We start from the raw sequence: 20,202 nt of genomic DNA, 5'->3' as shown, positions 1-20,202 counted from the left end.
CATTCCGAACCCGGAAGCTAAGCCTTACAGCGCCGATGGTACTGCAGGGGGGACCCTGTGGGAGAGTAGGACACCGCCGAACTAAAATTGAAGAAAACCCCGCATCGTTATGATGCGGGGTTTTCTGCGTTTGGGGCCCGATCTGGTCGGGCCCCTTTTCTTTCAGAGTCGTCCCGCCGCCTTCAGAGCGAGATACGCGTCCGCCAGCGCCGGAGCCAGGTCGTCCGGTGTCGCATCGACAACCGTCACTCCGTGGCGGCGGAGTTGCTCCGCGATACGGTGCCGTTCGGCCTGGGCCTGAGCCGCGGCGGCGGCCTCGTAGACCGCATCGACGTTTCCACGGGCGGTCGCCATGCCGGCGATGTGGGGATCGGCCACCGATGCCACCAGAACCGTGTGGCGCTGGGTGAGCTGCGCGAGCACCGGAAACAGGCCCTCCTCGACCGGTGCGGCGTCGAGGGTGGTGAGGAGGACGATCAGGGATCGGCGCGGTGCCGTACGGAGTGCCGTGGCGGTGAGACCTCGCGCGTCCGTCTCGACGAGTTCGGGCTCAAGCGTGGCCATCGCGTTGACCAGGGACGGGAGGACATCGCGTGCGGTGCGGCCCTGGACCAGGGCGCGCAGTCGGCGGTCGTAGGCGAGGAGGTCCACCCGGTCGCCTGCGCGGGACGCCAGCGCCGCGAGAAGCAGGGCCGCGTCCATGGATGAGTCCAGGCGTGGGGCATCGCCGACCCGGCCCGCCGAAGTACGGCCGGTGTCCAGGACCAGCAGGATGTGGCGGTCGCGTTCCGGGCGCCAGGTGCGTACGGCCACCGAGGTCTGGCGCGCTGTGGCCCGCCAGTCGATGGAGCGGGTGTCATCGCCGGGGACGTATTCGCGCAGGCTGTCGAACTCCGTGCCCTCGCCGCGGGTCAGGACGCTGGTGCGGCCGTCGAGCTCGCGCAGTCGGGCGAGCTTCGCCGGGAGGTGCTTGCGGCTGGTGAAAGGCGGCAGGACCCGTACCGCCCAGGGAACCCGGTGGGCTCCTTGGCGGGAGAACAGACCGAGCGGGCCGTATGAGCCGATCGTTACGCGGTCGGCCTGGCGGTCACCGCGTCGGGTGGGCCGCAGTCGGGTCGTGACACGCCTGCGCTCGCCCGGTGGCACGGTGAAACGGTGGCGAGATGCCTCGATCTCCGTGCCCGGCTGCCAACTGCTCGGTGGCCAGGCGTCCCGCAGGCGGGCCCGGAGCGGGCGGCGCGAAGGGTTGGTGACGGTCAGCGTCACGTCGGCGGTCTCACCCAGGCGCGCGGACGTATCACCGGAACGGGTAAGGACCAGGCGCCGTACGGGCGCCGCGAGGGCGAAGTCGCAGGCGCAGGCCACGGCCAGCGGGCCGTTGACCGCGAGGATGCCCGTCCAGCCGGGATCCCAGATTCCGACAGGGACGGAGCCGAGGGCCGCCAACAGGGCGGCGCGTCCGGTGAACGGCATCAGCGGGGAACCGGGACGTGGGCGAGGATCGCGTTGATGACGGAGTCGGCCGTCACGCCCTCCATCTCGGCCTCGGGGCGCAGCTGTACGCGGTGCCGGAGGGTCGGCAGGGCGAGGGCCTTCACGTCGTCGGGGATGACGTAGTCGCGGCCCGTCAGCCAGGCCCAGGCGCGGGCGGTGGCGAGCAGGGCAGTGGCGCCACGTGGGGACACGCCCAGGGCGAGGGACGGCGACTCGCGGGTGGCGCGGCAGATGTCCACGACATAGGCGGTGATCTCTGGAGAAACGGTCGTCTTGGCGACCGCGGCACGGGCCGCTTCGAGGTCGGCCGGACCCGCGACGGGGCGCACGCCGGCGGCGCGCAGGTCACGCGGGTTGAAGCCCGCAGCGTGCCGGGTGAGGACGTCGATCTCGTCCTGCCGGGCGGGCAACGGGATCGTCAGTTTGAGCAGGAAGCGGTCGAGCTGCGCTTCGGGGAGGGGGTAGGTGCCCTCGTATTCGACCGGGTTCTGGGTCGCGGCGACCAGGAACGGCTCAGGGAGCGGCCGTGGGGTGCCGTCGACGGTGACCTGGCGTTCCTCCATGGCCTCCAGCAGGGAGGACTGGGTCTTCGGCGGGGTGCGGTTGATCTCGTCGGCGAGCAGGAGGTTGGTGAAGACCGGGCCGGGCTGGAAGGAGAACTCGGCGGTGCGGGTGTCGTAGACGAGGGAGCCGGTGATGTCGCTCGGCATGAGGTCGGGGGTGAACTGGACGCGTTTGGTCTCCAGTTCGAGTGCGGACGCGAGGGCGCGGACCAGCAGCGTCTTGGCGACGCCGGGGACGCCTTCGAGCAGGACGTGTCCGCGACACAGGAGGGCGACGACGAGGCCGGTCACGGCGGGGTCCTGGCCGACCACGGCTTTGGCGATCTCGGCACGCAGGGCCTCCAGGGAGGCGCGGGCGCTGCCCGGATCCCCGGCGTTCCCGGCGTTGTCAGTGGTCGGGTCCATCATGGACGGCGTACCTCTCTTTCGAGGGCGTCGAGTCGGTCGGTGAGTGCGATGAGGCCTGCGTCGTCGGTGGGCGGAGGCCCGAAGAGGAGGGAGTACAGGGCCTGTCCGTCGCCGTGGAGGTGCGCGGACAGGGCGGGGAGCAGGGCTTCGGGCGCGTGCGCCTGGGCGACGGGGACGCCTACGAGAGGGGCGAGGCGGGTGTGGGTGGTGGAGCGAAGAGCGGCGGCGGCGCGGTCACGGGCGTCGGCCTTGCGGTAGAGGCGGGCCCGGCCTTCGACCGTCTCGGAGGCGCGGATCGCGACGGGGAGTCTTTCGGGCACGAGAGGGCCGAGTCGGCGTGCCCGCCAGAAGGCGGCGAGCACCGCGGCGATGAACAGTTGCAGCGTGCCCCAGAGCCAGCCGGAGGGCAGCAGGTCGAGGAAGTCCTTCTGGTCGCCGGTGCCGGTGGCCGAGGCGTCGGAGAGCGAGGGGAGGTACCAGACCAGATGGGGGCGGGAGCCGAGGAGTTGAAGGGCGAGCGAGGCGTTGCCCTGCTCGTCGAGGCGGTCGTTGTACAGGATGTCGGGTGCGCCGAGGACGACGGTGTCGCCGTTCCCGGAGGCGTCAGGGACGCGCACCAGCGTGGGCAGGCGTTGGCTGGGGTAGCACGAGTCGGCGTCGAGGTGGGTGGTGGTGTAGCGGATGCCGCCCGTGTCGGCCACGCCCGCGCGTACGGCGGCGGGCAGGCCGCACTCGGGGGAGAGGGCCGATCCGAGGCTGGTGGCGGGGTCCGCGGTCACGCCGGGCGCGAGCCGTTCGACGGACGAGCTGCCGGCGGCGACGAGGAGGGTGCGCCCGCCGGACCGGGCGGTCGCGGAGTGCAGCGCGCTCTGCCGGCCGGGCGTGAGCAGGTCGGGTACGGCGATCAGGAGGGTGGTGTCCGGGCCGGCCGCGGCGCGGGCCTCGTCCAGGGTGGTGACCACGCGTGTCGACACGCCGCGGTCGGCGAGCAGTTCGGCGACCGCGCGGCTGCCGTAGGGGTCGGCGGAGCGGGGGTCGAGGGCGCCGTGCCGGGCGTCGGAGCGGATGACGGCGATCGTGACGGCTCCGGCGAGGAGCAGCAGGCACGCGAACGCGATGCCCCGCGAGCGGGTCCACACCTGGCGGGCGGTGAGCGAGGCCGAGGTGGACGGGAGGGTGGCCCCGGTGGTCATTCGGCGGCCCCCTGGCGGGTGCTGTGGGCCGTGCTGTGGCTGCTGGCGACGAGGGCCGGTTTGGCGCGCTCCAGGTCGTGGTCGAGTTCGGCGAGCCGGTCGTACGCCTGTCGACCCGCCCGGCGGCCGCCGTACGTCACGTCGTCGAACTCCCGGGCGGCGGCGCGCAGCCGGTCGGTGTGGGCGGGCAGGGCGCGGCCTGCTTCGGAGGCCGCCTCGTCGGCGGTGCGGCCGGGGCGGACGTCGAGCAGGGCGCGTTCTTCGAGGGCGCGGACGATGGCCCGCATGCGTTCCTGGACGGCCTGGTTCCAGTGGCCCTGGGCCGCGTGCGCTTCGGCGGCGGCGCGGTGTTCGGCGGCGCTGCGCGGGCGGTCGTCGAAGAGGGCGGGGACGGAGACCGGGCTGCGCCGCGGTGTGCCCAGGCGCCACCACAGAGCGGCCAGTACGGCGACGACGGCCAGGACCACGACGACCAGGCCGAGTATCCCCCCGGGGGTCGCCGAGGCGGCGGTGTCGAGGACTCTGCCGAGCCAGTCCCAGAAGGCGTTCATGGCCCGTTGGAGCGGGCTGGGGTCGTTCTCGTGGTACATCCGCTTGGCCAGCTCGCGCCGGGCGGCCTCCCTCGCGGGGTCGCGCGGGACGGTCACCGGCGGCTCGTCGCCCGAGCGTGCCAGTGACAGTACGGCCGTGTCGCCCGCTCGCAGCAGGCCGCGGACGGCCGAGCCGGCGGCGCGCGGCAGGGCCGGCGCCGTGCTGAGAACTCCCCCCGCCTGGCTCACCGCATCAGCTCCCCGGGGTGGCGCCGGGCACGGTCGCGCCGTAGCCCTGGACATCGGCGGCGCGGGCCAGTTCGAGGTCGAGGGCCTCGCGGCGGATGCGCTGGTCGATGTAGAGGAGCACGCTGACGCCCGCGTTGATCGGGAAGGTGATCGTGGAGCCGATCACCGAGCCGATGCCGCTGACGATGAGGAACGTCCAGCCGAGGCCGCCGGTGCCTTCGAGGAAGCCGGAGTAGCCATTGCCGCTGAGCGCGGCGGCGATCAGGGCGAAGGGGATGACAATGATCGACGCGACGATGTTCGCGATGATCGCGGCGAGCAGTTGGATGCCGAAGACCCGCCACCAGGAGCCGCGGACCAGCTTGGCGGAGCGGCCCATCGACTTCAGGATGCTCTGCCGTTCCAGCATCAGCGCGGGCGAGGCCAGCGAGTAGCGGACCATGAGCCACACCACGACGACGGTCGCCCCGAGCAGGCCGAGGACGAGGAGCGCGGCGGTCGCGCCGCCCTCCGCGCCGGCGACGGCCACGAGTATGCCGGGCAGCGCCCCGCAGAGCAGGATGCCGGCGGCGATGAGCGGCAGCAGGAAGACCAGCCCGAACAGCCTGGGGACCTGCGGCCGGGCGTCGCGCCATGCCTCGCCGGTGGTCACGGCCCGGCCGAGCACGGCCCGGCTGGTCACGGTCGTCAGCAGGGCGGTGGCGATGATGGTGCCGATGGAGGAGATCAGCAGGACGGCGACGGAGCCGAGCAACGCCTCGCCCATGGCGCGGGAGACCTCGCCGAGGGTGGCGTTCCGGTCGTTGAGGGCCTCGGTGCTCGCCGTGTCGTTGAGGACGAGGCCCTGGAAGAGGATGACGACGATCTGCGTGACGACCGCGACGGTCAGGGCGATACCCAGGACCGTGCGCCAGTAGGTGCGCATGGTGGAGACGGCGCCGTCGAGGATCTCGCCCACACCGAGCGGGCGGAGCGGGATCACGCCGGGCTTGGCCGCGGGCGGGGGGCCGCCCCAGCCGGCGCCCCAGGCTCCGTAGCCGCCGGGTCCCCCGTACCCGCCGCCTCCGTAGCTGCCGGGTCCTGCCTGGCCGCCGCCCCAGCCCGGGCCCCGCGGTGGGGGCGGCGGAGCCTGGCCAGGGGCCGGGGCGCCGGTGGGCGCGGACCATTGGCCGGGTGGCGGCTGCTCCTTGGACCACTGCGCACCGGGATCCTGTGGGTCCGAGCCCGGCTGGTCGACGGGCTGTGCGGGCCCCGGCCGACCGGCGGGGTCGGCAGGGCCGGACGCGCCGGGTTCCTGCCCGTTGGACGGGGCGGATCCGGGCGAGGCCCAGCCCGGAGTGTCGTTCATCGAAGCTCCTTCTCGGTGCCCGTCCGCGGATGCGGCGGCAGGTTGGCAGCCATCGTGCCATGGGGCGGTGACCACGGGACCGGCCGCGGTAGGGGCTGTACACCTTCAATTGTTCGTGGGGTACGGGGCAGACTGACCGCATGGCTGATCAGGACGCGCACACCGTCGAGGGCAGGCACGCGACCGAGATACCGGCGATCCGTTGGGAGGAGCCGCCCGAGGGCCCCGTACTGGTCCTTGTCGACCAGACCAGACTGCCGGCCGAGGAGGTCGAGCTGGTGTGCACGGATGCACCCGCCCTGGTCGAGGCCATCCGGTCGCTCGCCGTGCGCGGGGCGCCGCTGCTCGGCATCGCGGGCGCGTACGGCGTCGCGCTCGCCGCCGCGCGGGGCTTCGACGTGGACGAGGCCGCGGGCGCGCTCCAGGGTGCCCGGCCCACGGCGGTGAACCTGCCCGTCGGGGTGCGCAGGGCACAGGCCGCTCACCGGGCCGCGCTCGCCGAGGGCGGGGACCCACAGCGGGCGGCGGCCGCAGCGTTGGCCGCCGCGCGGGCGCTGCACAGGGAGGACGCCGAGGCCAGCGCGCTGATGGCCGGGCACGGGCTGGCGCTGCTGGACGAGCTGCTGCCCGGTGGCGGGCACCGGATCCTCACGCACTGCAACACAGGGTCGCTGGTGTCGGGCGGGGAGGGCACCGCGTTCGCCGTGGCGCTCGCCGCGCACCGGGAGGGGCGGCTGCGCCGACTGTGGGTCGACGAGACGCGCCCGCTGTTGCAGGGGGCGCGGCTGACGGCGTACGAGGCGGCGCGCAGCGGCATGGCGTACACCTTGCTCACCGACAACGCGGCCGGATCACTGTTCGCGGCGGGGGAGGTGGACGCGGTGCTGATCGGGGCGGACCGCATCGCGGCCGACGGGTCGGTGGCGAACAAGGTGGGCAGCTATCCGCTTGCGGTGCTCGCGCGGTACCACCATGTGCCGTTCATCGTCGTGGCGCCGGTGACGACGGTGGACCCGGACACGGCGGACGGGGCGTCCATCGAGGTCGAGCAGCGGCCCGGGTTCGAGGTGACGGAGATCACAGCTCCACAGGTGCCGGTCAGGGGAGCGGGCGGCGGGGTGCCGGTGGCGCCGCTGGGGACGCAGGCGTACAACCCGGCGTTCGATGTGACGCCGCCGGAGCTGGTGACGGCGATCGTCACCGAGGCCGGCGTCGTCTCGCCCGTGACGGCCGCCGCGCTCGCGGACCTGCTCTCCGGCCAGGTCGCGCAGCGGCTGGGGGCGTGAGGTCCGGGGCCGGCGCTCGCCGGGCGGCCGTCGGCGTGGGTGGTGCGGCAGACAGTGACGGCTGAGTACGACTATCGTCACTGGCCGGTGACCTTGTTCACCTGCGCCGCCTTCGCCGTTATGAGAATGGGATGATGTCGTTTATGAAGGGACGAGTCCTTGTCGTCGACGACGACACCGCACTGGCCGAGATGCTCGGCATCGTGCTGCGTGGTGAAGGTTTCGAGCCGTCTTTCGTAGCCGACGGCGACAAGGCGCTCGCCGCATTCCGTGAGGCAAAGCCCGACCTGGTGCTGCTCGACCTGATGCTGCCCGGCCGGGACGGCATCGAGGTGTGTCGGCTGATCCGGGCGGAGTCCGGTGTGCCGATCGTGATGCTCACCGCGAAGAGCGACACCGTCGACGTGGTCGTGGGCCTGGAGTCGGGCGCCGACGACTACATCGTCAAGCCGTTCAAGCCGAAGGAGCTGGTGGCCCGGATCCGGGCCCGGCTGCGCAGGTCGGAGGAGCCGGCGCCGGAGCAGCTCACCATCGGTGACCTCGTCATCGACGTGGCAGGGCACTCCGTGAAGCGGGACGGGCAGTCGATCGCGCTGACGCCGCTGGAGTTCGATCTGCTGGTCGCACTGGCCCGTAAGCCGTGGCAGGTGTTCACCCGTGAGGTCCTGCTGGAACAGGTGTGGGGCTACCGGCACGCGGCGGACACGCGGCTGGTGAACGTGCATGTGCAGCGGCTGCGGTCCAAGGTCGAGCGGGATCCGGAGCGGCCGGAGATCGTGGTGACCGTCCGTGGCGTCGGTTACAAGGCCGGACCGAGCTGACGTGTCCGGGGACAGTGCCGCTTCGGCTCCCGGCCGGCCCGGGGACCGTCCGGGGCGGCCTGTCGGCCGGAAATCGGCAGGGTCGGGCTGGGGACGCCTCCTTGAGGGCGGGCTGTTGCAGGGCGGAATGCAGGGCAGCCCGGTGTTGCGGCTGTTCATGCGCTGGGTGCGTCGGCCGCTGCTGCCGGTCATGCGGTTGTGGCGGCGCAACATTCAGCTCAAGGTCGTCGTCACGACGCTGCTGATGTCGCTGGGCGTCGTCCTGCTGCTCGGCTTCGTCGTCATCGGGCAGGTGCGCAACGGCCTTCTGGACGCCAAGGTGAAGGCGTCGCAGAGCCAGGCCACCGGCGGGTTCGCGGTGGCCAAGCAGAAGGCCGACGAGGCCGCGAGCAGCACCGGTGACGAGGCCTCGGCCGTGGACGGGCGGCAGTCGCAGAACGTCATTCAGTGGATGAGCGACCTCGTCGAGTCGCTCTCCAGCGGCGGTCAGGGCGCCTTCGACGTGGTGACGCTCCCGGCGGGCGACGAGAGCGGCGGCGGACGCAGCCCGCGCGGCTCGGGGTACGTCGACCCGTCCGCCAGTGTGCCCGTGGACCTGCGGACGCGGGTCCACACCAGTACGACAGCGGCCCAGAGCTACACCCGCATCGTCTACAGCAACGGCAAGAACACCCAGCCTGCGCTCGTCATCGGCAAGCAGGTCAACGACCCGAACGGGGATCCGTACGAGCTGTACTACCTCTTCCCGCTCATGCAGGAGGAGAAGTCGCTGAGCCTGGTCAAGGGCACGCTCGCGACCGCCGGGCTGTTCGTCGTCGTACTCCTCGGGGCCATCGCGTGGCTGGTGGTGCGGCAGGTCGTGACGCCCGTACGGATGGCGGCCGGGATCGCGGAGCGGCTGTCGGCCGGGCGTCTTCAGGAGCGGATGAAGGTCACCGGCGAGGACGACATCGCGCGCCTCGGTGAAGCCTTCAACAAGATGGCGCAGAACCTGCAACTGAAGATCCAGCAGCTGGAGGACCTGTCGCGGATGCAGCGGCGGTTCGTCTCCGATGTGTCGCACGAGCTGCGCACCCCGTTGACGACCGTGCGTATGGCCGCCGACGTGATCCATGAGGCGCGCGAGGACTTCGACCCGGTGACCGCCCGGTCCGCGGAACTGCTCGCCGACCAGCTGGACCGCTTCGAGTCGCTGCTCGCCGATCTGCTGGAGATCAGCCGCTTCGACGCGGGCGCGGCGGCGCTGGAGGCCGAGGCGATAGACCTGCGGGAGGTCGTACGGCGGGTTGTCAGCGGGGCCGAGCCGCTCGCCGAGCGCAAGGGCAGCCGGATACGCGTCGTAGGGGACCAGCAGCCCGTCGTCGCGGAGGCGGACGCCCGGCGCGTGGAGCGGGTGCTGCGCAATCTCGTCGTCAACGCCGTGGAGCACGGTGAGGGCAAGGACGTCGTCGTCAAGCTGGCCGCGGCCGGTGGTGCGGTCGCGGTCGCGGTGCGCGACTACGGTGTCGGGCTCAAGCCCGGCGAGGCGACCCGGGTCTTCAGCCGCTTCTGGCGGGCCGACCCGGCACGCGCGCGTACCACCGGTGGTACGGGACTGGGCCTGTCCATCGCCCTGGAGGACGCGCGGCTGCACGGCGGCTGGTTGCAGGCGTGGGGTGAGCCGGGCGGCGGTTCGCAGTTCCGGCTGACGCTGCCGCGGACCGCGGACGAGCCGTTGCGGGGTTCGCCCATACCGCTGGAGCCCAAGGACTCGCGGCGCAACGCGGGACAGGGCGGGGCCGGTCTGTCGCACGGCGCGGACGAGCGGCCCATGGTTCCGGCCCAGTCCACGGGCGGCCAGGTGCCGCCGCTGCCGCCGCGCGCCCCGATTCCGCAGCGGTCGGCCACCGTGGCACCGTCCGCGGATCCGACCGCGCTGCCCGGCAGCGGCGCGCGTGTCGTGCCCCGGCCCAGCGGGATCGTTCGGCACAGGGACGAGGCGCGGGCCGTGGACGCGGCGCCGGACACGGGCCGGGAGACGGCCGCGGGGGACTCGAACACCTCATCAGGGGAGGCATTTCGTGGGCGCTGACCGCGAGGGGGGCGTCCGGCGTCGGCCGGGGCGCGCGGTGGCGTACGCCGCCTGTGGTGCCGTCCTGCTGGCGGGGTGTGCCTCGATGCCCGACAGCGGTGATCTGCGGGACGTCGAGTCGACGCCCCGGCAGGACACGCAGGTGCGTGTGTTCGCCATGCCGCCCCAGGAGAACGCCGCGCCGGGGGAGATCGTGCAGGGTTTCCTGGAGGCGCTGACCAGTGACGACCCGGGTTATGACACGGCCCGCGAGTATCTTGCCCCGGCCGCCGCGCGGAAGTGGCGGCCCGAGCAGTCGACTACGGTGCTCGCCGACGCGCCGAGCACCGTCGTCGACCACGGTGCCGGCGGGCGGGAGGACCCCGGCAGCCTCACCTACACGCTGGCCGGCAGCAGGGTGGCCACCGTCGACGCGCAGCAGGCGTACGCGCCCGCCGAGGGGGCGTACACCAAGCGGCTGCACCTGACGCGGGACGCCAAGAGCGGGCAGTGGCGCATCGACGTGCTGCCGCAGGGCGTTGTGATGGGCAAGTCCGACTTCCAGCGCAATTACACCTCGGTCAACAAGTACTACTTCGCCTCGAACACCTCGGTCGGGGTCGGCGGGCAGCCGGTGGCCGTCGCCGATCCGGTCTATCTGCGCAAGCGGGTGGATCCGATGACGCAGGTGGTCCGCTCGCTGCTGAACGGGCCCACGACGTGGCTCGGACCCGTGGTCCGGTCGAGTTTTCCGACGGGTGCGGCGCTGCAGGAGGGCGCCGGTGCGCTGACGCCCGACGATCAGAACCGGCTGACGGTGCCGTTGAACGACAAGGCCGCCGGTGCCGGGGCGGCCGAGTGCACGGAAATGGCGACGCAGCTGCTGTACACCTTGCAGAATCTGACGCCCACCGTGGACTCGGTCGAGTTGCAGGGACCGGACGACCGGACGCTGTGCGACCTCACCGAGGACCGGGCCGAGGCCGTCGTCTGGCGCGGCGCGGTGAAGAGCCCCGACTACCTGTACTTCCTCGACGACAAGCACCGGCTGGTCCGGATAGCGGGCACCAGCACGAGCACCACCGCCGTGCCGGTGCCCGGCCCGCTCGGCGACGGCAGCAAGGAGTTCGCGTCCGTGGCGGTCTCGCGTGACGAGCGCACCGCCGCCGGGGTCAGCGGCGACGGGAAGTCGCTGTACGTCGCCTCGGTGACGTCGGACGGTTCGCTCGACGCCCCCCTGCTGACCAGCAAGGGCGCCACCGATACCGACCGGCTGGCCACGCCGAGCTGGGACGCCCGCGGTGACCTGTGGGTGGTCGACCGCGATCCCCACAACTCGCGGCTGCTGCTGCTGGAACAGGGCTCGGGGAAGCCGCAGACGGTGCGGACTCCGGGGCTGTCCGGTCACATCGAGGACGTCCGGGTGGCCGCCGACGGGGTGCGGATGGCGCTCGTCGTGGAGGAGGGCGGCCGGAAGTCCCTGCTCGTCGGGCGGATCGACCGGGACGACAGGGTCGGGCAGGGGGCAGCGGTTCTCGAACTGCGCTCCGCGGCACCGGGGTTGGAAGAGGTCACCGCCATGTCGTGGGCAGGGGAAAGCAGGCTCGTGGTGGTCGGACGCGAGCAGGGGGGCGTGCAGCAGATGCGGTACGTGCAGGTCGACGGCTCCGCGCCGGAGGTCCAGGCGCCCGCGGCCCTGACCGGGGTGAAGGCGATCACCGCGTCCGAGGACGACCGGGTGCCGCTGGTGGCGTACTCGGAGGACGGGATCGTGCGGCTGCCGTCCGGGGCGCAGTGGCAGAAGGTGGTCAAGGACGGGTCGGCGCCGATCTATCCGGGCTGAGGTCCGTCTCTATCCGGATTGAGGTCCGTCTCTATCCGGGCTGAGGTCCGTCGGGGCCGGGGTGCGCCCGGGGCGAGGCCCCGGAACCGCGGTCGCCCGGGCGGGCTGACGCCGGGGGCTTGCGAGCCGGGCGGCTCGCGCTGCCGGGCAGGCGTGTCGGGCTCACCGGGCCGGGTGCCTCGCCTCTGCCGCACCGACGGTTCGAGGCTCGCGTGCCTGGTCGGGCTCTCGCCTTCGCCGTGCGCCGGGGCGACTCCACGTCCCCGAATCCGTAGGGCGACGCCCTGCCTCCGAATCTGCGGGGCGACGCCCTGCCCCCGAATTCGTGGGGCGACCCCGCACCCGTGCGGGCAGCCCAGCCGGCTGCTCTGCCCGCCCTCGCGGCCAGCCCGGACGGATGAGCGACCTCAGCCCCGGTCCGGACGGCTGCTCACTCGTGTGGGTGGCGGCCGTGACAACCTGCGCGGAGTTGTCCACAGGGAGTTGTCCACAGGGGTGGCCGGTCGGCTCGGGCGCGGGCACAGTGGTGGCCATGCGGGGGTGGTGGCAGGACCTCACCGACCTGGTGCTGCCGACCGACTGCTCGGGCTGCGGCAGGCCACGCACGGTGCTCTGCCCGGAGTGCCGTGCAGCCCTGAGCGGGGCCGCGCCGAGCCGGGTGCGGCCGGTGCCGGAACCGCCCGGGCTGCCGGTGGTGCACGCGGTGGCGCCGTACGCGGACGAGGTGCGGGCGACCCTCCTCGCCCACAAGGAACGGGGTGCGCTGGCCCTGGCGCGCCCCCTGGGCGCCGCTCTCGCCCGAGCGGTGTGCGCGGGGGCCGGGCGGCGGGATGCGCCCTTGCTGCTCGTTCCGGTGCCGTCCGCGCGGTGGGCCGTGCGGGCGCGGGGTCACGATCCGGTGCGGCGGATCGGCCTCGCGGCAGCCGGTGAGCTGCGGCGGAGCGGACGGCGTGCGTGGGTGGTCGGCGTGCTGCGGCAGCGACGGACCGTGGTCGACCAGTCGGGGCTCAACTCCCGTCAGCGGCTCGGCAATATCGCGGGCGCGCTGGAGGTGACGGCGGGTGGTGGCCGACTGCTCGCCGGGGGACATCTCGTTCTGGTCGACGACCTGATGACGACCGGCGCCTCTCTGGCGGAGGCGGCGCGGGCCGTCCGGGAGGCGGTGGGCGGCATCGGTGGGAGAAGGGCCGTGTACATGCGGGCAACTCGGGAAGAAGGGGAGGAACGGATCGGCGGATCGGTGGAAGAGGGACGCGACGCGACATACGCAGCGGTGGGAATGACGAGCGCGAGCGGCGTCGGGCGACTGATCCGGGCGGCGGTGATCGCGGCCCCGCCGGATTCTTTCGAAATAAACCGGAACTGACTACGAACTTTCTTCGTTGCAGGTAGTGAGAGGGCCTAATCACCTGAACGGAGGTACGCCGCAGTAGAGGGTGACGACATCCGTCCGGGCGAGATATGTTCAGTTGTGAGGGAAAGCCGCAGGCCATACCTCAGAAATCCGAATGCCGTGCTGCGGTTGACCGTAATGACCCGCGCCGGTGAGGTGGAGATCTTGCCCATGGGGGAGGAGGTGGACGTCACCGAGTCCGAGGCTCCGGGGTTCACCGGGGTCTGGTGCAAAAGGGAGATGCTCCGCCGCTGGAGCGGAGCGATCCGGGAACGGAGTTCTGCGTGGACATCGTCGTCAAGGGCCGCAAGACAGAGGTGCCAGAGCGGTTCCGCAAGCACGTGGCCGAGAAGCTGAAGCTGGAGAAGATCCAGAAGCTCGACGGCAAGGTCATCAGCCTCGACGTCGAGGTGTCCAAGGAGCCCAACCCCCGACAGGCCGACCGTTGTGACCGAGTGGAGATCACGCTCCGCTCCCGCGGTCCGGTGATCCGGGCGGAGGCAGCGGCCAGCGACCCGTACGCAGCACTCGACCTGGCGGCGGAGAAGCTGGGCGCACGGCTGCGCAAGCAGCACGACAAGCGGTTCTCCCGTCGCGGCGCACGCCGGATTTCGGCCGCCGAGGTCCCCGACCACGTCCCGGGTGCGGCGACGCTCAACGGGAACGCCCACCCCGTCCAGGAGGAAGAGCCGGACGGAGTGCCCACGAAGAAGATCGGCTCTCTGGAAGTGAAGGGTGAAGGCCCCCTCGTCGTCCGCGAGAAGACCCACGTCGCTTCCCCGATGACCCTCGACCAGGCCCTCTACGAGATGGAACTGGTCGGCCACGACTTCTATCTGTTCGTCGACTCCGAGACCAAGGAACCGAGTGTCGTCTACCGGCGGCACGCCTACGACTACGGCGTCATTCACCTCAGCACGGACCCGATGATCGCGCGGGCGGCATCCCCCGCGGCAGGTGGCACGCTGGGCGGCTGAAGCACCCGGCTGACGGTTGAGCGGGTGCCCCTGGAGCGCGTGTGCGCCCCCAGGGGCACCGGTGTGCGACCACTTCGCGCCCCGCTCGTCACCGCGGTGTCGTCCGGGCATGAAATCATGGTCACACCGGCCCAACCGGTGGGCCGTTGCCTTGGGTTGGCGATGGCACAGGACCACAGGCCACAGCCTTCAGGGGGAGGAACGATGGCGGACAGCTTCGGACCGATGCGGAACGGGGATGCCGACGGCGTCGTCGGCATAGGCCCGGAGGGGGGCGCTCCACGCAAGGAGCCGATCAGAGTCCTGGTCGTCGATGATCACGCCCTCTTCCGCCGTGGTCTGGAGATCGTGCTCGCCGCCGAGGAGGACATCCAGGTCGTGGGAGAGGCGGGCGATGGCGCCGAGGCCGTCGACAAGGCCGCCGACCTGCTGCCCGACATCGTGCTGATGGATGTGCGGATGCCCAAGCGCGGCGGGATCGAGGCGTGCACCTCCATCAAGGAGGTGGCCCCCAGTGCCAAGATCATCATGCTGACGATCAGCGACGAGGAGGCCGATCTCTACGACGCGATCAAGGCGGGCGCGACCGGATATCTGCTCAAGGAGATCTCCACCGACGAGGTCGCCACGGCCATTCGAGCCGTGGCGGACGGACAGTCGCAGATCAGCCCCTCCATGGCGTCGAAACTCCTCACGGAGTTCAAGTCGATGATCCAGCGCACCGACGAGCGCCGACTGGTGCCGGCGCCGCGACTCACCGACCGCGAACTCGAAGTGCTCAAACTCGTGGCCACGGGGATGAACAACCGTGATATCGCCAAGGAGTTGTTCATCTCCGAGAACACCGTGAAGAACCATGTGCGCAACATCCTGGAGAAGCTCCAGCTGCACTCCAGGATGGAGGCCGTGGTCTACGCGATGCGGGAGAAGATCCTGGAGATCCGCTGAGGCTCAGCCGAGCAGACGGGCGAGTTCGCCGACGAGCGGCTCGCGGAGCCCGGGAGCGTCCACCCGTTCCACCCGTACGTCCGTGCAGTCCACCCAACTCGCCGCCTCGACCAGGGCCTGGGCCACGGCCTGGACCACCTTCGCGCCGTCCAGGGTGACCTGCTTGGCGATCAGGGTGCGGCCCTCGCGGGCCGGGTCGACGCGACCGACGAGCCGGCCCCCGGCCAGCACCGGCATGGCGAAGTAGCCGTACACCCGCTTCGGTTTCGGGACGTATGCCTCCAGGCGGTGGGCGAAGCCGAAGATCCGTTCCGTGCGGGCGCGTTCCCAGATCAGAGAGTCGAACGGGGACAGCAGGGTGGTGCGGTGACGGCCCCTCGGGGGAGTCTCAAGCGCCGCCGGGTCGGCCCATGCCTGCTTGCCCCAGCCCTCCACCGTGACCGGGACCAGGCCCGAGTCCGCGATCACCGCGTCGACCTGCTCGCCCTTGAGCCGGTGGTAGTCGGCGATGTCCGCGCGTGTTCCGACGCCGAGGGACTGGCCCGCGAGGCGGACCAGACGGCGCAGGCACTCGGCGTCGTCCAACTCGTCGTGCAGCAGGGACTCCGGGATCGCGCGCTCGGCCAGGTCGTACACCCGCTTCCAGCCGCGGCGCGCCACGCATACGACCTCCCCGTACATCAACGCGCGTTCGACGGCGACCTTGGAGCCGGACCAGTCCCACCACTCGCTGGTGCGCTTCGCGCCGCCCAACTCCGTGGCCGTGAGCGGGCCTTCGGCGCGGATCTGCTTGATCACCTGGTCGTAGGTCCCGTCGGGCAGTTCGTGGTTCCAGTGCGGGCGGTTGCGGTAGGCGCGGCGGCGGAAGGCGAAATGGGGCCACTCCTCCACGGGGAGGATGCAGGCGGCGTGGGACCAGTATTCAAAGGCGTGCGTGTCCGTCCAGTACGCGGTCTCCACGGCCTTGCGGCCCACCGCGCCGAGACGGGCGTACGGGATCAGCTCGTGCGAGCGGGCGAGGACCGAGATGGTGTCGAGCTGCACCGCGCCGAGGTGGCGGAGGACACCGCGGACCCCGGCCCGGCGGTCGGGAGTGCCGAGGAAGCCCTGGGCCCGCAGGGCGATACGACGGGCTTCGTCGGCCGAGAGGTCGGTGGTGGGGCGCGGAAGGGTCGTCATGGGTTCGCAGCGTATGGGGTGGGTCTGACAGCGGGCCGGGGCGGGAGTGAACGGCATCGGCGGCGCCCGGTCCCCGAGCGACCGGGATCGGGAAAGGCCGGGCGGCGCGCCCAATACAAGGGGCGAGCGGGGCCGGGTGATGTGGCCGGGTGGCGTCCGGGTTTCGGTTAGCGGGGCCGTTGCGGAGCGGGCAGGTACGGTGCCGTCGACGGCAGGGCCAGGTCGGACGGGAGCAGTGAGCCCACCCAGCAGTCCCGGCGCACTCCCTTGTTGTTCGTCGCGGAGCGCAGCGTGCCCTCGACGGTGAAACCCGCCCGCTCGGCGACCGCGCGCGAAGCATGGTTGCCGACCTCCGCACGCCACTCCAGGCGGTCGATGGCCAGGCGGGTGAAGGCCCAGCGGGCGACGGCGAGGGTGGCCTCGGTGACATAGCCGTGGCCGCGGTGCTCCTTCGCGGCCCAGAAACCTATCTCGGCGACGCCCAGGGCGCGCATCGTGAGCGCGAGCATGCCCGCCAGCTCCCCTGCGGGGAGAAAGAGGCCGAAGGTGAACATCGAGGCGTTCGCCCAGCCGTCGGGCACCATCCGCTCGGTGAAACCGCGGGCGTGCTCGGGCAGGTAGGGCGAGGGGAACTGGGAGATCCAGCGCTGCAGGTCGGGGTCCTGAGCCGCGGCGAGCACCGCGTCGGTGTCGGGCGGCCCGGGGGAGCGCAGAACGAGCCGGCCGGTGGTGAGGGTGACGGGGTCCATCGGCAGATTCTGCTCGGGCGCCGGGGCGGGCGCCATCCCGGCGGTCGAGGCGGTGGACGCTGGGCGGTTCGCCGGGAGCGCCGCGGATGCCGTGCGTGAGCACGTGATCACAGTTCGCGCAAATCCTCAGCGATGCGGCACTATCCGTGCATCCCGGCCGTTGTTCCCTATGAAAAGAGCGTTTGAAAAACAGCGGCGAATCAGCGGCGGACAACCGTAGCCCCGCCGGGCCTCCCGGCGTGGCCGAGTCCTCGCATACGATGGCCGTTGCTCAGTACGTCAAATGGAAACCGACCGTCCCAGGCCCGACCGGCAAGGAGACCAGCCCCCGTGTCCGTCCTCTCGAAGATCATGCGTGCAGGCGAAGGCAAGATCCTGCGCAAGCTGCACCGCATCGCGGACCAGGTCAACTCCATCGAAGAGGACTTCGTCGACCTCTCCGACGCCGAGCTGCGGGCCCTCACCGATGAATACAAGCAGCGGTACGCCGACGGGGAGCCCCTGGACGACCTGCTGCCCGAGGCGTTCGCCACGGTGCGCGAGGCCGCCAAGCGCGCCCTCGGCCAGCGGCACTACGACGTGCAGCTGATGGGCGGCGCCGCCCTCCATCTCGGCTATGTGGCGGAGATGAAGACCGGTGAGGGCAAGACGCTCGTCGGCACGCTGCCCGCCTACCTCAACGCCCTCTCCGGAGACGGCGTCCACCTGATCACGGTCAACGACTACCTGGCCGAGCGCGACTCCGAGATGATGGGCCGCGTCCACAAGTTCCTCGGCCTGACCGTCGGCTGCATCCTGGCCAACATGACGCCGGCCCAGCGCCGCGAGCAGTACGCCTGCGACATCACGTACGGCACGAACAACGAGTTCGGCTTCGACTACCTGCGCGACAACATGGCGTGGGCCAAGGACGAGCTGGTCCAGCGCGGCCACAACTTCGCCATCGTCGACGAGGTCGACTCCATCCTCATCGACGAGGCCCGTACGCCGCTGATCATCTCCGGCCCCGCAGACCAGGCCACCAAGTGGTACGGCGACTTCGCCAAGCTGGTCACGCGTCTCAAGCGCGGCGATGCGGGCAACCCCCTCAAGGGCGCCGAGGAGACCGGCGACTACGACGTCGACGAGAAGAAGCGCACGGTCGCCATCCACGAGTCCGGCGTCTCCAAGGTCGAGGACTGGCTGGGCATCGACAACCTCTACGAGTCGGTGAACACCCCGCTCGTCGGCTACCTGAACAACGCCATCAAGGCGAAGGAACTGTTCAAGAACGACAAGGACTACGTCGTCATCGACGGCGAAGTCATGATCGTCGACGAGCACACCGGCCGTATCCTCGCCGGCCGCCGCTACAACGAGGGCATGCATCAGGCGATCGAGGCGAAGGAAGGGGTGGACATCAAGGACGAGAACCAGACGCTCGCCACGATCACCCTGCAGAACTTCTTCCGCCTCTACAAGAAGCTCTCCGGCATGACCGGTACGGCGATGACCGAGGCCGCCGAGTTCCACCAGATCTACAAGCTCGGCGTGGTCCCGATCCCGACCAACAAGCCGATGATCCGCATGGACCAGTCGGACCTGATCTACCGCACCGAAGTGGCCAAGTTCGAGGCGGTCGTGGACGACATCGCCGAGAAGCACGACAAGGGCCAGCCGATCCTGGTCGGCACGACCTCCGTCGAGAAGTCGGAGTACCTCTCGCAGCAGCTGAGCAAGCGCGGCATCCAGCACGAGGTGCTCAACGCGAAGCAGCACGACCGCGAGGCCATCATCGTCGCCCAGGCCGGCCGCAAGGGCGCCGTCACCGTGGCCACGAACATGGCCGGTCGTGGTACGGACATCAAGCTCGGTGGCAACCCCGAGGACCTGGCCGAGGCGGAACTGCGGCAGCGCGGCCTCGACCCCGAGGAGCACATCGAGGAGTGGGCGGCCGCGCTGCCCACCGCCCTGACCAAGGCCCAGCAGGCCGTCAAGGCCGAGAAGGAAGAGGTCGAGGAGAACGGCGGCCTCTATGTGCTGGGCACCGAGCGGCACGAGTCGCGCCGCATCGACAACCAGCTGCGCGGCCGCAGCGGCCGTCAGGGCGACCCCGGTGAGTCCCGCTTCTACCTGTCTCTCGGTGACGACCTGATGCGCCTGTTCAAGGCCCAGATGGTCGAGCGCGTGATGTCGATGGCGAACGTGCCCGACGATGTGCCGATCGAGAACAAGATGGTCACGCGCGCGATCGCGTCCGCCCAGTCGCAGGTCGAGCAGCAGAACTTCGAGACCCGTAAGAACGTCCTGAAGTACGACGAGGTCCTCAACCGCCAGCGTGAGGTCATCTACGGCGAGCGGCGCCGCGTCCTGGAGGGCGAGGACCTGCGCGAGCAGGTGCACCACTTCATGGACGACACGATCGACGCCTATGTCGGCGCGGAGACCGCCGAGGGCTTCCCCGAGGACTGGGACCTGGACCGGCTGTGGGGCGCCTTCAAGCAGCTCTACCCGGTGAAGGTCGTCATCGACGAGCTGGAGGAGGCGGCCGGTGACCGGGCCGGGCTGACCGCCGAGTTCATCGCCGAGTCCATCAAGGACGACGTCCACGAGCAGTACGAGGCGCGTGAGACGCAGCTCGGCTCCGAGATCATGCGTGAGCTGGAGCGCCGGGTCGTGCTGTCGGTCCTCGACCGCAAGTGGCGCGAGCACCTCTATGAGATGGACTATCTCCAGGAGGGCATCGGCCTGCGCGCGATGGCGCAGAAGGACCCGCTGGTCGAGTACCAGCGCGAGGGCTTCGACATGTTCACCGCGATGATGGAGGGCATCAAGGAGGAGTCCGTCGGCTACCTGTTCAACCTGGAGGTCCAGGTCGAGCAGCAGGTCGAGGAGGTCCCGGTCGAGGACGCCCAGCCGGTGGCCGAGGGCGTCCAGGACGCCGTGCCGGCCCAGGCGGGCTCCCGCCCTGAGATCCGCGCCAAGGGGCTCGATGCACCGCAGCGCCGGGGCCTGCACTTCTCCGCGGCGACCGTGGACGGCGAGGGTGGCATCGTCGAGGGCGACTTCACCTATGACGACGACGAGCCGGTGCGCTCCGAGTCCGACGGCCTGACGCGCGCCGAGCGCCGTCGGCAGGCCAAGGGTGGCCGACGCCGCAAGAAGTGACGGCGCCCGGGGCACGGCGCGGTG

At 71.2% G+C, this 20,202-nt stretch carries 15 protein-coding genes and 1 rRNA gene; 9 read left to right on the top strand and 7 right to left on the bottom strand.

The features are described 5' to 3' along the window. Positions 1-82: ribosomal RNA gene (gene rrf / locus ACWEKM_RS31070) — 5S ribosomal RNA — on the top strand; the annotation flags it as partial. A gap of 80 nt (positions 83-162) precedes the next feature. Here the strand turns inward: rrf and ACWEKM_RS31065 are convergent. From ACWEKM_RS31065 to ACWEKM_RS31045, 5 genes are read right to left on the bottom strand one after another with little or no spacing between them, the layout of a single operon-like run. After that, a complete protein-coding gene (locus ACWEKM_RS31065) occupies positions 163-1,473 on the bottom strand; it encodes a DUF58 domain-containing protein (RefSeq protein ID WP_451624592.1) in 1,311 nt (436 codons plus the stop codon). Continuing rightward, entirely contained in the window at positions 1,473-2,462 is a 990-nt protein-coding gene (locus tag ACWEKM_RS31060; RefSeq protein ID WP_451624591.1) for an AAA family ATPase, read from the bottom strand. Before ACWEKM_RS31060 ends, ACWEKM_RS31065 begins: the two co-directional genes overlap by 1 nt. Further along, positions 2,462-3,658, bottom strand: coding sequence for a DUF4350 domain-containing protein (locus tag ACWEKM_RS31055; RefSeq protein ID WP_451624590.1), 1,197 nt, complete (start codon positions 3,656-3,658; stop codon positions 2,462-2,464). The genes ACWEKM_RS31060 and ACWEKM_RS31055 overlap by 1 nt, the downstream gene beginning before the upstream one ends. Next, a complete protein-coding gene (locus ACWEKM_RS31050) occupies positions 3,655-4,437 on the bottom strand; it encodes a DUF4129 domain-containing protein (RefSeq protein WP_451624589.1) in 783 nt (260 codons plus the stop codon). The genes ACWEKM_RS31055 and ACWEKM_RS31050 overlap by 4 nt, the downstream gene beginning before the upstream one ends. Before the next feature lie 4 nt (positions 4,438-4,441). Beyond that, a complete protein-coding gene (locus tag ACWEKM_RS31045) occupies positions 4,442-5,785 on the bottom strand; it encodes a hypothetical protein (protein ID WP_451624588.1) in 1,344 nt (447 codons plus the stop codon). 140 nt (positions 5,786-5,925) lie between these two features. Between ACWEKM_RS31045 and mtnA the strand changes: the two genes are divergently transcribed. The 7 genes from mtnA to ACWEKM_RS31010 all read left to right on the top strand — a co-directional run bounded on the left by mtnA (position 5,926) and on the right by ACWEKM_RS31010 (position 15,103). Then, a complete protein-coding gene (gene mtnA / locus ACWEKM_RS31040) occupies positions 5,926-7,071 on the top strand; it encodes an S-methyl-5-thioribose-1-phosphate isomerase (protein ID WP_451624587.1) in 1,146 nt (381 codons plus the stop codon). A 131-nt stretch (positions 7,072-7,202) separates the two neighbouring features. Continuing rightward, positions 7,203-7,892 (top strand): two-component system response regulator MtrA, encoded by a 690-nt coding sequence (gene mtrA / locus ACWEKM_RS31035; RefSeq protein WP_451624586.1) that lies wholly within the window; start codon positions 7,203-7,205, stop codon positions 7,890-7,892. A 1-nt stretch (position 7,893) separates the two neighbouring features. Further along, a complete protein-coding gene (gene mtrB / locus ACWEKM_RS31030; RefSeq protein WP_451624585.1) occupies positions 7,894-9,963 on the top strand; it encodes an MtrAB system histidine kinase MtrB in 2,070 nt (689 codons plus the stop codon). Further along, on the top strand, positions 9,953-11,785 hold the full coding sequence (locus ACWEKM_RS31025) for an LpqB family beta-propeller domain-containing protein (protein WP_451624584.1): 1,833 nt from the start codon (positions 9,953-9,955) through the stop codon (positions 11,783-11,785). Before mtrB ends, ACWEKM_RS31025 begins: the two co-directional genes overlap by 11 nt. 532 nt (positions 11,786-12,317) lie before the next feature. Continuing rightward, a complete protein-coding gene (locus tag ACWEKM_RS31020; RefSeq protein WP_451624593.1) occupies positions 12,318-13,151 on the top strand; it encodes a ComF family protein in 834 nt (277 codons plus the stop codon). A 311-nt stretch (positions 13,152-13,462) separates the two neighbouring features. Beyond that, positions 13,463-14,155, top strand: a complete 693-nt coding sequence (gene hpf / locus ACWEKM_RS31015; protein WP_451624583.1) for a ribosome hibernation-promoting factor, HPF/YfiA family — start codon at positions 13,463-13,465, stop codon at positions 14,153-14,155. A 204-nt stretch (positions 14,156-14,359) separates the two neighbouring features. Next, on the top strand, positions 14,360-15,103 hold the full coding sequence (locus tag ACWEKM_RS31010) for a response regulator (protein WP_451624582.1): 744 nt from the start codon (positions 14,360-14,362) through the stop codon (positions 15,101-15,103). A gap of 3 nt (positions 15,104-15,106) precedes the next feature. Here ACWEKM_RS31010 and ACWEKM_RS31005 read toward each other — a convergent pair whose 3' ends face one another. Both ACWEKM_RS31005 and ACWEKM_RS31000 read right to left on the bottom strand, forming a co-directional pair. Continuing rightward, positions 15,107-16,282: a winged helix-turn-helix domain-containing protein gene (locus tag ACWEKM_RS31005; RefSeq protein WP_451624581.1), complete on the bottom strand. Its 1,176-nt coding sequence runs from the start codon at positions 16,280-16,282 to the stop codon at positions 15,107-15,109. A 167-nt stretch (positions 16,283-16,449) separates the two neighbouring features. Next, complete coding sequence (locus ACWEKM_RS31000; RefSeq protein ID WP_451624580.1) at positions 16,450-17,031, bottom strand: GNAT family N-acetyltransferase; 582 nt, start codon at positions 17,029-17,031, stop codon at positions 16,450-16,452. A 330-nt stretch (positions 17,032-17,361) separates the two neighbouring features. Between ACWEKM_RS31000 and secA the strand changes: the two genes are divergently transcribed. After that, complete coding sequence (secA, locus tag ACWEKM_RS30995; RefSeq protein ID WP_451624579.1) at positions 17,362-20,178, top strand: preprotein translocase subunit SecA; 2,817 nt, start codon at positions 17,362-17,364, stop codon at positions 20,176-20,178. Positions 20,179-20,202 lie beyond the last annotated feature (24 nt).

The organism is Streptomyces sp. NPDC004752 (genome assembly GCF_053601275.1).
The sequence above is the reverse complement of the archived record's forward strand: the minus strand, read 5'-3'. Positions and strand labels throughout refer to the sequence as shown.

What these genes read in the sequence shown, in the direction of transcription:
- ACWEKM_RS31005 (WP_451624581.1), bottom strand. Translation starts at nt 16,282, where the DNA reads ATGACGACCCTTCCGCGCCCCACCACCGACCTCTCGGCCGACGAAGCC.
- ACWEKM_RS31060 (WP_451624591.1), bottom strand. Translation starts at nt 2,462, where the DNA reads ATGGACCCGACCACTGACAACGCCGGGAACGCCGGGGATCCGGGCAGC.
- ACWEKM_RS31020 (WP_451624593.1), top strand. Translation starts at nt 12,318, where the DNA reads ATGCGGGGGTGGTGGCAGGACCTCACCGACCTGGTGCTGCCGACCGAC.
- ACWEKM_RS31065 (WP_451624592.1), bottom strand. Translation starts at nt 1,473, where the DNA reads ATGCCGTTCACCGGACGCGCCGCCCTGTTGGCGGCCCTCGGCTCCGTC.
- ACWEKM_RS31055 (WP_451624590.1), bottom strand. Translation starts at nt 3,658, where the DNA reads ATGACCACCGGGGCCACCCTCCCGTCCACCTCGGCCTCGCTCACCGCC.
- ACWEKM_RS31010 (WP_451624582.1), top strand. Translation starts at nt 14,360, where the DNA reads ATGGCGGACAGCTTCGGACCGATGCGGAACGGGGATGCCGACGGCGTC.
- ACWEKM_RS31045 (WP_451624588.1), bottom strand. Translation starts at nt 5,785, where the DNA reads ATGAACGACACTCCGGGCTGGGCCTCGCCCGGATCCGCCCCGTCCAAC.
- mtnA (WP_451624587.1), top strand. Translation starts at nt 5,926, where the DNA reads ATGGCTGATCAGGACGCGCACACCGTCGAGGGCAGGCACGCGACCGAG.
- ACWEKM_RS31000 (WP_451624580.1), bottom strand. Translation starts at nt 17,031, where the DNA reads ATGGACCCCGTCACCCTCACCACCGGCCGGCTCGTTCTGCGCTCCCCC.
- mtrA (WP_451624586.1), top strand. Translation starts at nt 7,203, where the DNA reads ATGATGTCGTTTATGAAGGGACGAGTCCTTGTCGTCGACGACGACACC.